This window comes from Thiopseudomonas sp. SA1F2-1K (assembly GCF_057443035.1).
On the sequence record NZ_CM172014.1, the window covers coordinates 2365687 to 2379161 of the forward strand.

General features: G+C 44.5%; 10 protein-coding genes. All 10 read right to left on the reverse strand.

Annotated elements, in window-relative coordinates; all coding sequences use genetic code 11:
- The 10 genes from AC2T15_RS11510 to glmS all read right to left on the reverse strand — a co-directional run bounded on the left by AC2T15_RS11510 (position 1) and on the right by glmS (position 13318).
- Positions 1-1533, reverse strand: a complete 1533-nt coding sequence (locus tag AC2T15_RS11510) for a site-specific DNA-methyltransferase (protein WP_486778357.1) — start codon at positions 1531-1533, stop codon at positions 1-3.
- A gap of 98 nt (positions 1534-1631) precedes the next feature.
- A complete protein-coding gene (locus AC2T15_RS11515; RefSeq protein WP_486778358.1) occupies positions 1632-1781 on the reverse strand; it encodes a hypothetical protein in 150 nt (49 codons plus the stop codon).
- Positions 1782-1948: 167 nt separating this feature from the next.
- The gene (locus AC2T15_RS11520; protein WP_486778359.1) at positions 1949-3169 is read right to left on the reverse strand and encodes a helix-turn-helix domain-containing protein; all 1221 of its coding nucleotides are present in this window, start codon (positions 3167-3169) and stop codon (positions 1949-1951) included.
- 12 nt (positions 3170-3181) lie between these two features.
- Positions 3182-3469: a type II toxin-antitoxin system HigB family toxin gene (locus AC2T15_RS11525; RefSeq protein ID WP_486778360.1), complete on the reverse strand. Its 288-nt coding sequence runs from the start codon at positions 3467-3469 to the stop codon at positions 3182-3184.
- 212 nt (positions 3470-3681) lie between these two features.
- A complete protein-coding gene (locus AC2T15_RS11530) occupies positions 3682-5280 on the reverse strand; it encodes a Tn7-like element transposition protein TnsE (protein ID WP_486778361.1) in 1599 nt (532 codons plus the stop codon).
- The gene (locus tag AC2T15_RS11535) at positions 5252-6796 is read right to left on the reverse strand and encodes a TniQ family protein (RefSeq protein WP_486778362.1); all 1545 of its coding nucleotides are present in this window, start codon (positions 6794-6796) and stop codon (positions 5252-5254) included. The genes AC2T15_RS11530 and AC2T15_RS11535 overlap by 29 nt, the downstream gene beginning before the upstream one ends.
- A 5-nt stretch (positions 6797-6801) precedes the next feature.
- The gene (locus AC2T15_RS11540) at positions 6802-8469 is read right to left on the reverse strand and encodes an AAA family ATPase (protein ID WP_486778363.1); all 1668 of its coding nucleotides are present in this window, start codon (positions 8467-8469) and stop codon (positions 6802-6804) included.
- Positions 8466-10541, reverse strand: a complete 2076-nt coding sequence (locus AC2T15_RS11545; RefSeq protein ID WP_486778364.1) for a Mu transposase C-terminal domain-containing protein — start codon at positions 10539-10541, stop codon at positions 8466-8468. The genes AC2T15_RS11540 and AC2T15_RS11545 overlap by 4 nt, the downstream gene beginning before the upstream one ends.
- The gene (locus tag AC2T15_RS11550) at positions 10525-11343 is read right to left on the reverse strand and encodes a TnsA endonuclease N-terminal domain-containing protein (protein ID WP_286594622.1); all 819 of its coding nucleotides are present in this window, start codon (positions 11341-11343) and stop codon (positions 10525-10527) included. Before AC2T15_RS11550 ends, AC2T15_RS11545 begins: the two co-directional genes overlap by 17 nt.
- A gap of 130 nt (positions 11344-11473) precedes the next feature.
- Positions 11474-13318 (reverse strand): glutamine--fructose-6-phosphate transaminase (isomerizing), encoded by a 1845-nt coding sequence (gene glmS, locus AC2T15_RS11555; RefSeq protein ID WP_486778365.1) that lies wholly within the window; start codon positions 13316-13318, stop codon positions 11474-11476.
- Positions 13319-13475 lie beyond the last annotated feature (157 nt).

A 13475-nucleotide genomic window follows, 5' to 3' on the forward strand; every position in this document is an offset into this window, starting at 1 on the left:
TCAAAGCATGCCAACGTCATAGGGGATTTGTTTAAAGGTGATATTGGCTTGCTGCAAACGTGCAGCACCCAAACGGCAAGATTCACCATAAATCACAATTTTTTGCTGGTTCTGAATATCAGGTAACTCATTGAGCACGGCACTGGTGAGCACATTGCCACCTTGTGGCCGACGATCACCTAAAATACCGTTATACAACAGGTAATACGCTGTATCGTTATTAACACCCAGTAACGGGCTATCCGCTTGGCCTTGCAGCGGTGTTTTGTTTTCTAAATACCAAATATGTGCCGCTAAGCTCGGGAATTTAATCTCGCTATTTAGGCTACCGTATTCATCAAATACCGCCTCACCCAATTTAAAGAAGCGAAAGCCACCGCCTCCTTGCCAATCAACGGCTTTGGATATGCCACCTTGTTCGCCATCGACGACTTTCTGTAAACGGGTTTGGCAATGGGTTTGTGCATGCTCACCCATTTCGATACCGATATAACGGCGGTTCATTTTGTGGGCAACGGCGGCGGTGGTGCCTGAGCCGAGGAAAGAGTCGAGAACGAGGTCGTTTGGATTAGTGGCAATTTCCAAGACTCTCTGCAAAAGTGACTCTGGTTTAGGTGTCGAAAAAGGGTGTGCCTTATTAAGTGCCAAAATTTCTCGTTTAGCTGTCTGGTTGTTTCCTACGTCATCGTGGCGCCAGACAGTTGTCGGTACAGTTCCCTCGCGAACTACAGTTTCAAATTTCTTTAATCGTGGAACGCTATTTGTTCCTTTAACCCCCCACCAGATTAAATTCTCACTTACGTTTTGCTGATGTGATTTTTGATCATAAGCCCACACCCTAACCGGGTTAGGCCAAACTTCTTCGCCAGTATTTGGGTTAACTATCGGATAATATAAATTAGGTCGCTCATTTTTTGACTTTGCACAAGTGTAATCACCAGAACTCCATGCCCCCCTAGGGTCATTGTCTGGATTCTTAAAATTTCTTGACTGTTTTAAGCTTCGTTTTAATAAATTAGGAAACCATCCATCACGATTTTTTGCATACAGAAAAATATGGTCATGATTTTGACTTAACCATTTTGCGTCATTTTGGGGTGAAAACTTTTTTTCCCACATGATGTTTGCAATAAAATTCCGTCGACCAAATACCTCATCACACACCACTTTTAAATAATGCGCTTCATGGTCATCAATAGTGATCCAAATGCTGCCATCTTCTGCCAACAACTCCCGCAGCAACTCCAAGCGCGGGTACATCAACGATAGCCATTTGCTGTGCTCTAAATTATCGTCGTAATGCTCAAAGGCTGATTGAGTGTTGTAAGGCGGGTCAATAAAAACACACTTCACTTTGCCAGCATAAAAAGGAATCAGCGCTTTCAAGGCTTCCAAGTTATCACCCTGAATTAGCAGATTTTCATTATCGGCATCGCCATAGGACAGCTCCGGCACTTCCTCAAGCAAACGATAAGTTGACTTCTGCGCGGCTGTTACCGCTTGGTCTTTATTGAGCCAATGAAGAATAGGCATGATTTTCCTTAAGCATTTATGCAGTCAAACAGGGCTTTACCCAATTTCATAAAACAAAACAGGCTCCAAAGAGCCTGTTGCTTGCTATTAAATCTTAATTAGCTCGCAGACTTAACAACAATCGGAAAAGCTCGAAAGCCATAGTTCTTTGCGTAAATACGGTGTCCACGCTTAGTCGTAATACTGGCCACAAACTTTACCTCATACCCTTCTGGCATGGGTAGATCTAGCTTGAGTTGCTTTGGCATAGCATATTTCACCTCCTTAATAAGTGCAGGTTCTTCATTGCTATGCCATACAAAAGCTTCTAAAATCACTTTTGCTGTGTTTGCAGCATACCAATGTCGGTTTGGCACCTATATCAAACCGATTTAAACAGAGAGGTGGTTACCGCCACTTCTCTCTGTTTTATTTCTTAGCTAATTTTAAACATTGCCTTAACAACATCCTTACCAAGCATGTTATGCAAGAGTCTCCAGTTCCCCGTTTCTTTACGCACGCGACCTGCAACAATGGCGGGGCTGATATTAAGCTGTTGTGCTAATTTAAGCGCATCTGCAGCAGCATAAGTATTTTTAACCATACTAGCCTGCCATGCCTCCATAGGGATTAATGCTTCTTGCGCTATTTCATCCGCTTCTGCTTCTTGCTGTTCTGCTCGTTGGGTTTTATCGTCTAAATCATCCATAACAATGGGTTCGGCTGGGCTTAGATGTTTTTGAACATGAGCCAGCTCATGTATAAGCACAAACCAAAAATGGTCTAAACGATCATATCTTAATGTAACGCCTACTACAGCACGGTCGCCTAACAACATGGCAGCACCGTCTAAATAGGTTTTTTTGAAGTGCGGCTCTACGACTAAAACAATGCCGTAGCGGGCTAAATATTCTTTGGCTAGCTTTGGACCTTCAGTATATTCAGACAGTTTTACCAGCTCGCTAAGCCACTCCTTGGTAATTACACCCTGTGTGTAAGATGTCTCAATAGGTTCTGCCAAGGCTTGCTTTTTGACTATCGCTACCCAAGCTAACAGCGCCATATCATTCATGGCGCGAGTGCCTGTTTGTGTTTGCGGAGCGCGCAATAGAGCCATATCCGCTGACAAAAAATCTCCAAACGTCTTTCTGATGAGCTCTTCTGCAATATCACTCAACGCAGGAAGCGAGGCAGCAATGTACTTCGCCCCAAAGCAGCCACGCTTAGCCATTTCCTTTAAAGGGAAGCTGGTGTAATCAAAAAGAGCCGGCTTGTTTAAATCTATATCAATTGGGCTTTCGTTCAGTAATACATCAGCAGGAATGCCTAATCCTTTATGCAAATTGCGCATCATGGCCAAGGTTAAAGGGCGCTTACCGTTTAACACATCAGACACCTTTGATTGGCTACCCAGGTAAGGCGCTAAATCTTTGGCTGACATACCCATTTGATCCATGCGAAAACGAATCGCGTCGACTGGATCAACACTTGGCGTGGGGGAAGCTTTACGTTCGTAGTCTTCAATCACTAAGGCAAGAAGTTCGATGGTGTCATTATTACTGTTATCGTCAGCTTCCATTAGGCGTAATAAATGAGCAACCGCCTGAGCGTGTTGCTCATCAGTTTTAATCACTTTTACTGCTGCTAATTCATTCATAAGCCACCTCCACTACTCAAACTTCTTTTTGCTGTATTCAGCATGGGTTCCCACCCAATCAATCACAACCATGCCCATCTGGTACTTAACGACCACAACAAGACGGTAATGATTGCCACCAATATTAAAAATCACTTTGTTCTTCGCTAAAAAATCAGCCTGTTGATAGCGATTTTTAATATCGTGTGGTGTTTTCCAATCGGCGCACTCTACCTCTTTACGCCAGGCATCCAAAGCTACTTTTGAGCCTGCATGCTTGCGCTTGAACTTATCCAGTAAAAGTACGTTGATTAACCTCATGGGCTCTACCGATCGAAAACTTGGCTTAATGATACTACCCTGCAAGGGAAGCGTCAATTTATAAATTATAAAGCAAGGTGCGACTCACTTATTTTAAATCTAAAGGCCTGTTGTTTTTAATACTTCTAATTACTGCATTAAATCTCCAGACTTTAATTAGCAAGCGAAATTTCGCAGGATGTGTATAAAGAGTCGGTAGCAGTGAAACGAGTTTAGCCTGAAAGAATTTCTAATTTTACTCTTTCTGCCCACTTCTGAATTGACTTACAATCTAGTAGCCCTCTATTTTCGGCTGGTGACTGAGGGTGCGAGATCCGTTTGTAATGGCCCTTGAGTGTTCGCGTCAGAAAGTGAGTTGGCCACACTAATGACTGCTTAACTAACTGTTTTTCTAGTTCTCCAATATATTTATGGGGGTCTAATGATACGTTTTTATGCTTTATTAGCAGGGTTGATAGGCTGCTTGAGTTGTCGGTCGTATCAACCTCGACTAGAGAATACAAATGATTATCTTTCTTGAGCAGATACCACACAAAGTAGCGAGGACTTCCATCTCTACGCAGATGCTTAGAATAGCCATAAATAGTTGGCAGCTTACGAATTTCACGATGTATATGAGTGCAATCAGGTATGCTTACTAACTGCTGAACCATCGCATCAAAAGCTTTAAATTTGTCAGTATAAATATCGGCGTTATCATTTTTTTCGCTAGTTGCGTTGTAGTCTGCAGGCGATAGAGTCCCGTGAATACTCGATTCATCGGTGCTTACTTCTAGGCTATTTTTTTCAAGTGGCTCCGTTTGGACTTCTTTTGTTCCATAGCCTCCTGCTCGGGTTTTTCCTGCTCTGATACGTGTTGTTTTAAATGACTGCGCAAACTCAAATATCACTGCAGGTGCATCAATTTGTAATTCTTCAAGGTCAGTGTTTGGCTCTTCATCGTCATCAATCATTAGTTCTGCCCCTGTATTGGATCTGGCTTGCCCTGAGCGCCCTTGCCCTGGCTGTCCAACATCAAATCTGGGGTCAACAATATCTACGTGTGTAGGGCAGCTGGAAGGCAGTTTAGAGATGCCATCTATTTCATACACAAAGAACGCATTCAATTCTGACTCATAGTGACCACGTAGTGCTAGTTCAGCGCCTACTAACGCTGGCGGGTCAAATTGAAAATCCCATAGTCTATATTTATCACTGTCATAACCATTCTTGAGCTGATAAGTAGCAATACTCTCAAATGAATGCCGTACATCCTCGTCTAATAAAAGCCAGGCGAGCCGTTGTCTGAGTGCGTCATCACTTCTTGCCTTTAGGGGCAAGCTAGAGGTTGGTAATATATTAATCCAGACTTTATTTAGTTCACTTTCCTGCTGGACATCGAACTCTTGGGATAGACCATTGTGGATTAGCGATAGACGGGCAAGGTAGGCCGTATGCAAAAACAGTACACGAGCCAGCTCAATTTGCGGCAAGAAGTATCGGACTCCATTGAAGTCAAATACAAAGCACCATTGCTTAGCATCTCGTGCGCGGTTTACCGCTGGTATAGGGCATACCTTGATCTGCTCAACTTCCCAAGAGCGAGTGCTCGCTATGGTTACACTTCTCGTAAACCCTGCTTGTGTTAATGCCTTGGTTGCATTGAGTACTCGACGCCTTGCCAATATTGGTACTTGCGAAAAACCAAAATATTGCTTCTGTTGATGAGGAGTTAATTTAACATTAATATTCCAATCTGAGCCCCCATGGCGGCGGAATATAGACCCAATTTCTTTGATCCTGCTATCGTCTTTTAGACCTTTGAACTTCATGCTGTGTACTCATCAATATATCTAAATAAACTCTAGCCTGTTCTGTTAACCGCTCATCACTGAGGGTAGCATTTCTCAGCAGTCTCCATCGTGGCGGCGTATCAAATAGGGTTAGTAGGTAGTTGTGGGCATTTTGTAAGCGTCGAATTTGGTACTGTGCGACGCTTTCCACGTGATCTGCCAGGAATGAATTGGATAAAGGCATTCGGCTAATATTTTTCTCAACGGTCGAAGCGTTGCCCAATAGTTTGAAAAAGCAGGCTTTAGAACGTCGAGGCCCTTGCGGATTAGATTGCAAGAAAAGTGTTAGCTGTCGCAAAGCATGCAAATACTCTCTGTCCCGTTTGTCCCAGTCCACACGTCGACTGATAGGCTTTGCTTTAGGAGCTGCATGTTGGTAATTGGTATCTAGCAGCCACTCGCGGTGCTGACGATATAGCCTAGCGTATAGGGCTTTAGAATTTTGCCGAGCTTGCTTGGGTGGGTGTAATACTAATAAATTAAGCCAGTCTTCTTGATCAAGTGTCAGATTGATGTGTACTGGCGTTTTAACCTGAACAAGTTGTTGTTTATTACTATTTATTGGGTATTGACTGGCTTCTTTAATGGCTTCAGTAATTTGCCAGTTATTTCCAAGTAAAGCTTGGTGCACAACAATGTGTTCAAGATAGTTGAAGCTTTTTCGGTGCTTACGAAAGATACATCTGAGCCAGTCAGACTCATTTTTACTTGAACCTTGTGGCAAAAGCTGATGCCTGCTGAGCCACTTCACTGGCCAAGCTTGCAAGACTTTGTCTTTTACCGCTTGATGATTTATTTGTGTTTTTCTGTACGTTAAATTGAGTTTGCTGGCGAGGTTGCGATAGTACATTGACCACTGTTCAAAGCTCGGCGAAGTTTGAGCGGGAAACTGCAGTAGTTGTCGTACCTGATGATTGACCCATAGTGACGCTTGGCTGCCAGCGCGCTGTTTAGTCAGAGAGCAATGCTCTGGAGATGCGGCAATAAAATGGTGACGTTCAATAAGCGGCCTAGCAATACGTGTATTAATTAATACGCCATGCTTAGGGCATGCATCGATTCCTTCTGCTTGCCATTCTCTGAGCCAAAAATACTCACCATATTGGTTACGTTGTTCGATTAAGCAGCCTGGGCAGTAGCGGACAAAACGAGGTGTTTGGACTCGTGATGCGGCAACACCTAAAGCAAGCTGGGACGCTCCTTGAGAGCCAATTAGCCATTGCATACACTGTCTACGGCGACCTTCAGGAACAAATGGGGCATAGAGCGGGAATAATGTATGGCTGTAAATCAGTGCTTCTGGAGTGAGTGTGCTGGGTAGCCAGCGTGCAACTTTTTCGATATTACTGGGCAAGTCAATCGTTGCCATAACAGTACGCGATCCAAATACCTCATCCAGTAATTGTTTAGGGCTGATTAGCCCCTGCCGAACACCAGCTCTTGCGATTGTGCTGTACAGCAACTCTTCAGCGTAAGGGACTGGGAAATTCAGCATGCCACTTACCTGAAAGAGTTTACCCACTGCTCAGTATCGAACAATAAGCCTGCTTGTTGTAGTGATTTTTGAATATCCACATCATTGGCGGCTTGAGAGTGCAGGAATCTCAGGTCATCAGACTCTAACGTGTGCCAGTCTGTTTTCTTGATACTTTGTGCTTTTGGAGTTGGAGTTGGAGTTGTTAGCTTCGGTTTTACTGTATCAGTATTTTGATACCAGGACAGGATCAATGGCATAAGATCCTTCATGTGCATTTGCGGGTGGTCCTCAAAAGCTCTATTGATCAGCGGTTCTAGTAAATCCGATGCGTAACCCATATCAACCAGCATATTGTGCAGACGGATGGCTTGTTCATTGCCACGATATTTAGCCACTACATCAATACTTTCCTGATGCGAATGTAATAAGTTACTTAATTCCAATATTTTACGATCAACGTCAGGGATCGTCAGGTCTGAGTAACGCGCGATTTTAATAATATCTCCTGATCTCAGAGCATCTATCATCGGGTGAATCGGTTTGAGCTCATCTTCGTATACTCTTTTCATGAGTTCTGGAGTAATGCGCTCGATCTTAGTTACGACCGCTCTGATTTGAGAGAGAACAAATAGCTTGATAACAACATCCATTATCCCTTGGGAAAGATCGTACCAAGTTTCTCTAAGCTCATCAGAAATCACAGGCGCTGCTTTAGTTAGCCACTGATACTTCCAAAGTTGATTGGTGAAAGCCCCCCATTCTGAGCGTGATACATTTTGCTCTGGCAAGGGTTTACTTAATGGCTCCCACAAAATGGAGCCATATCCAGCACCCCGGCGCGCTGAGCGTAAGTCCAGTTCAAAAACAGGCTTAGCTTTTGGTGTGCCTACCATTACAACTGGGACTGATATTTCGTTAACAAGAGTTACAAAGAAATTAAGCATGCGCTCTGAGCCACCCGAGCGCTTGACACTCAGGTGCTGAATTTCATCTATCACAAGAAGGCCAATCGCATGAGTGTTTGCAGTATGTGCCATCATTGCAATCAAAGTTTCTACACCGTGGCGTTTTTCAACGTAGCGGCGTACATAGTTAGTGCCCAGTATTGCGTCAATTTCTCTGAAAAAGTTATGACATAGGCTCTTTAGAGAACCGTCATGCGGGCAATCAATTTTAAGAAATACAATTTGCGTGAAATTGTATTTTTCGTGATAAAGCAGTTGTGGGTAAGTTGCTAGAATACGATTTAATGAGCTTGTCTTACCAGAGCCTGAGCAGCCAATAAATGCCATGCTTTTAGCAGTTGATTCGACATGCTCAAAGCGGAAAACACCCAGGTCACCTTGCATGACACGTTCGTAACCGTTTTGGATATGGGTATTTAAATCGCCATTAGCTAAGTTTCTACCGACATAACCTTGGCGAAGCAAAACAGATAGCTTTGATTCTAACTCTATATGGCGCGATAACGGTTGAAAAAAGCTATCTAACAACTGAGAAATGACGTGAATACGAGTCTGAACATCAAGATAGATATCGTTCGGACGAAATGTAACTTTGCCTGAGAGCCCATCTCTTAACTGAGTCCGATCGAGTATCGGTGGTAGTGCTTCAATAAGAGGGTTTCCGTCATACTGGCTGACTCCAGTCTGATGATATATGGCTTGAAGCATACCTTTTGGTAGAGTCATTCATCATCTCCAAATAACTCATCAAGAAAATTAGGATAAGCAGCGTCTTCAGGCGGATTATGTAAGTATCTGACGTCGGCTTTTGGTTTTGAATCAGTAGTTTTAGAGTCGGGTCGGCGTTGCTGCCGTTCAGCATTGCGAGCCTCCAATCTGCTTTTCTTAATCCCAGCCAACGTTTCAGTTTTCGAGTCACCAAAATAGGCAGGACGCAGCTTTTCTGCGGCCCTGATTGTTTTATCAATTATATTTTCTAGCGCTCTCTTATTTTCTTGTTCAGACAGTTTGGCAGTAGCTATTGCTTTTTTCTGCTGTTGTTTGCTTGCCCACATCTCCCACATGGACTTGCCTCTGAACTCTCTGGAGCGATCTGTTAACAAACATTCCCAATAATCTGGCTGGCCCTTATCAGGGAAAACATAAATCACATCAGCCACTGCTGGGTCGTAAGCTGCTATAAAAGAGCTTGGACGCTGCTGCCGTGTTCTATGGAGCCAGCCCGTCTCGACTAACTCCCTGCAGGTATAATAAGCACCAAAACATTGGATACCATAATCTGATAGGGTCACTTTCTGGCGAGGAAGCAAGGCGATTTTCAGTGCAGCTGCAGAGGTGTTTCGTAGACGGCCACTGCGATTCTGAATACCCCAGCGCCAAATATTAATCGGGATAGGTGCCAGCGTGTCGGGCATCTCTGGATCACGATCATATTTAACTAAAACAGAGTGTTGGTTGCGCTGAAGAATGGAGCCAATAATGATTTTAGTGAACTCATGTAGCGTAAGAGTTGCATCTAAGCGGTAATCTTTTCCGCCACGTTTCCTTACGATATCTCCAGTCACCACACCCGGTGCAAAAGGTTTAAAATCAGCTTGTAGGGTTTTAAAACTGCGCTCAACAATACCTTTAGCATCGCCTCGATAAGGAGGCGTGTTTTCAATTCTCACGCCAAATGCTTGCTCAAGAGATTCAATTTGATACCCGAGTAGCTCTCCCCTGTCTGCTAAAATGGCATCAGGGATACCTATCGAAGGCCAATCTTCTGGCTCAACATTATAACCGTATGATTGACACAACTGTACTTTGTCAGTCATCGCATTAACTAGAGCTAACATGGCTGTAACGTACGAAGGGTTCTCAAGGCCGACATAGAAACCAGCAATTAGCCTACTGTAAACATCAACAACAGCGTATAACGTTGGGCGACCGATAATGCTTTTTCGATCAGCCGATAGAAGATAAATATCTGCAATGGTGGCATCAATTTCGTATCGTGCACCTGGGCCATGAACACCAGCTGTCGCTGTACCCTGCAGTGGCTTGATATCCTTATGGTAATTGATCTTATTTGCTCTCAGGCGAATACGATCTGGCCGGATATATTCGCGCTCATAAAAATGGCGTAATTGTCTGATTGTTGGGAAGTTCTCTTTGAACTCATCAGGGTTTGCGACTTCAAACATATCTTCAAAGCGGCGATGTGCATAAGGCAGAGAATGGCTTTTCTCTGTTAAATAATAACGATCCAGCACAATACGGAACATGCGCTCAATGCTGCTATCAATAATTGCTCCCGTTCCAGGGGCTATACTTCTTGGACGGCCTAGTTTTTTATCTGACGCTGCACGCTTTGTGCCACGAGCACCTGAATTATTGTAGTCAGGTAAAAGAGCGTTTGGTGTACAGCCACGTTGCCAGTACTGGCGCAGGTATGAGTACAAAGTCTTTTTAGCGGAGCCGGATGCTTCAACAGCTTGCTGTATTAAGGCGCCTCTACCCGATCTATAATAAATATTAGGATGATTTATTAGTGTCTCAATGGCAGCAAGGCGCTTATCACGGACTTTCTGCGCAGCTGAACCCTGTTCTGGTAATTGTGCCGCAAGATACAAAAAAGGGTCCTCAACTCTTCTTAAGGTTTCAGATAATATTTCTGTGTCAACTTCTGATAAAGGTATTTGCTCTGGAAAAGCTTTATCAGAGTCAATATCTATCCAAGTATATTGAGTATCGGAGACGACAAGAATTCGATAGCGAATATCTGCATACATGACAACATCATTGATTCGCAGCATAGCGCTCCCTCAATGAATGTATGTCGGATGAGGCTTGCAGCTCACTAACGCATAAAGATGACCAGTGCTTGGTAATATCAAATAAGAAAACTCGTAAAGCTAATAGCGAGCGAATTTTTTGTAGTGATTCGCCGGGTGCCAGTGAGTATGCTTGGTCAAGGATCATTGCTGCTTGTGAAATCTGTAGGGTTGGATTCTGCAGGAAAAAATTTAAATAGAATGCCGCCATAGCTAATGTGCTTTCAAGTTCATCGAGGGCAACCTGCGCGGGATAAAGCCAAGCAATATTTTGTATGACTATCTTGGGTATTTGTTGTTCTGTTAGTAAATACCATGGGATATTTTTCTTAGCCCAATACCGTCGCTCAAGCTCTAGCTTCTCTATCGTTCTGGGGTTGTATAGTTCAGCTGATGTTTTAACTTGTATAGCTATTCTTGGTTGGCGCAACATATTCGTATCAATGAGAAAGTCACTAGACATAATCTGCACTTGCCCTTTAAGCGCGGGGTGGCGAATACCTGCTTGTTCTGCAAGCTCAAGGGTGTCTTCTAACCTGAGAGGATATTGCTCACGTATATCGGTAGCGAATGGGTTCCAGTCAAACAAAAAGAAAGCTGCTAACTCTAAATCTGAAAGCAGGTGGTGGGTACGCTGCGTTTGAAATCCCCAGATGCGATGGGAGCGGCCAGAAGAGGGTAAATCTCTGACCGTTAGCCAAGGTTGATAGTCTTTACCGGAGCCAGCTCCACGCCCTTGTTTTATCCATTTCAAAGAACGTGAGTCAAGTGTGCTGCTTGTCATGCTCCACACCTCAATTTTGAGCATTAAATGTATGGAGCAAGTTACCAATTATATTGTCAAGTTACCAACTTTATTGTTCAGTTACTAACTTTATTGTCATGCCACAGCCACCAAACAGCATAAAAACCTCCTACTCCACCGTCACACTTTTGGCTAAGTTTCTTGGCTGGTCGACATCAGTGCCTTTAATCACGGCAACGTGGTACGACAGTAGTTGCAAAGGAATAGTGTAAAGAATAGGCGCCAGTACTGGATGAATGCTGGGCATATTGATCTGCAGGGTGTTGGGTTCATTAGCGAGTTGGGTGCTGGCGTCGGCGAAAATCACCAGCTCACCGCCCCGAGCGCGAACTTCTTGCAGGTTGGATTTTAGCTTTTCTAACAGCTGATTATTGGGCGCTACCGTAACGACGGGCATAGTGCTATCGACCAGCGCCAGTGGGCCATGCTTTAACTCACCTGCTGGATAAGCTTCGGCATGGATATAAGAAATCTCTTTTAATTTCAGCGCTCCCTCTAAGGCAATCGGAAACTGCTCACCACGCCCCAAGAACAAACAGTGCTGTTTATCGGCAAAAAGCGCTGATAATTGCTCAATTTCGCTATTTAAGGCCAACGCTTCGTACAGCTTACTGGGTAGTTGGTGCAGCTCTTCGACGATTTCCTGCTCTTGCTCAGACAATAAACTGCCACGCGCACGGCCAATGGCTAACGTAAGCAACAATAAGCTAACTAACTGCGTGGTAAAGGCTTTAGTGGAAGCCACACCAATTTCCGGACCGGCTTTTGTCAGTAAGGCCAAATCTGACTCACGCACTAAGGAACTGCTCGCGACGTTACAAATCGTTAAGCTAGCCAAATAATGGGCTGAATCTAAATGGCGCAGGGCGGCCAAAGTATCCGCCGTTTCGCCCGACTGCGAAATACTCACAAATAAGGTATCCGGCTGTACCGCTACCTTTCGGTATCTAAACTCGCTGGCCACCTCGACTTGGCACGGGGTATTGGTTAATTCTTCTAACCAATACTTAGCCACTAATCCCGCGTGGTAACTGGTACCACAGGCGACAATTTGAATGTTTTTCACCCTAGAGAAAATCTGCTCCGCCCTTGCGCCAAAGCATCCTGTCTGCACCTGGGTTGCGCTAATTCGCTCAGCCAATGCTTGCTGCACCACCTTGGGCTGCTCATCTATTTCTTTTAGCATAAAGTGCCGATAACTGCCCTTTTCTGCTGCTTCCGCCGTTTCTTGTGCCTGCTCAATTGGGCGCTGTACTGAGCTAAAACTTGCATCCCAAATTTGATAGGACTCTTGCCTAATTTCGGCGATATCGCCTTCTGCCAAGTAAACAAAGCGATCAGTGACTTGGCGCAGTGCCAGCGGATCAGAGGCAATAAAGTGCTCGCCAATTCCCACCCCAATCACCAACGGACTGCCGCTGCGGGTGGCTAAAATTCGATCCGGTTGATCACTACTAATCACAGCTAAACCATAGGCGCCATGCAAACGTGGCAAGGCCTGTTGCAGTGCACTACGTAAATCAGGGGTGGACTGGCTTAAATAGTGCAATAAATGAGCGATGGTTTCAGTATCGGTCTCAGAACTAAAAACATAGCCCAAAGCTTCTAGCTCGGAGCGCAACTGAGCATGATTTTCAATAATCCCGTTATGTACCACCGCAATACTAGGCTGCGAGGAGGCTCTTGAAGTGTGGGGGTGAGCATTAGCTTCACTAGGAATCCCGTGCGTGGCCCAACGTGTGTGGGCAATGCCCAGCTGGCCAATTAAAGGCTCGGTATCTAGGGCATGGGCTAATTCCGCCACCTTGCCCACACGCCGACAACGTTCAAGCCCGCGCTCTGTTATCAGCGCCACACCTGCACTGTCATAGCCGCGGTACTCTAGTCGTTTTAAACCTTCAATTAAAATTGCAGCAACTGGACGCTGTGCAATAGCTCCAACAATTCCACACATATTGGCCCCATTAGGTATTGATTCGATACGCGATTTGCGCCGCATAATTATGCGGTAAAAGAGTGAAATTTCGCTTTTTCAGTTCAAAAAAAATGTAAAAAAATTAGATAACGGCAAACTCTGTGCCCGAAGCCCTGCAGCCTTTGCCGTGACTGCT

Coding starts and splice junctions, on each gene's coding strand:
- AC2T15_RS11510 (WP_486778357.1), bottom strand. CDS start 1,533: ATGCCTATTCTTCATTGGCTCAATAAAGACCAAGCGGTAACAGCCGCG.
- AC2T15_RS11515 (WP_486778358.1), bottom strand. CDS start 1,781: ATGCCAAAGCAACTCAAGCTAGATCTACCCATGCCAGAAGGGTATGAG.
- AC2T15_RS11520 (WP_486778359.1), bottom strand. CDS start 3,169: ATGAATGAATTAGCAGCAGTAAAAGTGATTAAAACTGATGAGCAACAC.
- AC2T15_RS11525 (WP_486778360.1), bottom strand. CDS start 3,469: ATGAGGTTAATCAACGTACTTTTACTGGATAAGTTCAAGCGCAAGCAT.
- AC2T15_RS11530 (WP_486778361.1), bottom strand. CDS start 5,280: ATGAAGTTCAAAGGTCTAAAAGACGATAGCAGGATCAAAGAAATTGGG.
- AC2T15_RS11535 (WP_486778362.1), bottom strand. CDS start 6,796: ATGCTGAATTTCCCAGTCCCTTACGCTGAAGAGTTGCTGTACAGCACA.
- AC2T15_RS11540 (WP_486778363.1), bottom strand. CDS start 8,469: ATGACTCTACCAAAAGGTATGCTTCAAGCCATATATCATCAGACTGGA.
- AC2T15_RS11545 (WP_486778364.1), bottom strand. CDS start 10,541: ATGCTGCGAATCAATGATGTTGTCATGTATGCAGATATTCGCTATCGA.
- AC2T15_RS11550 (WP_286594622.1), bottom strand. CDS start 11,343: ATGACAAGCAGCACACTTGACTCACGTTCTTTGAAATGGATAAAACAA.
- glmS (WP_486778365.1), bottom strand. CDS start 13,318: ATGTGTGGAATTGTTGGAGCTATTGCACAGCGTCCAGTTGCTGCAATT.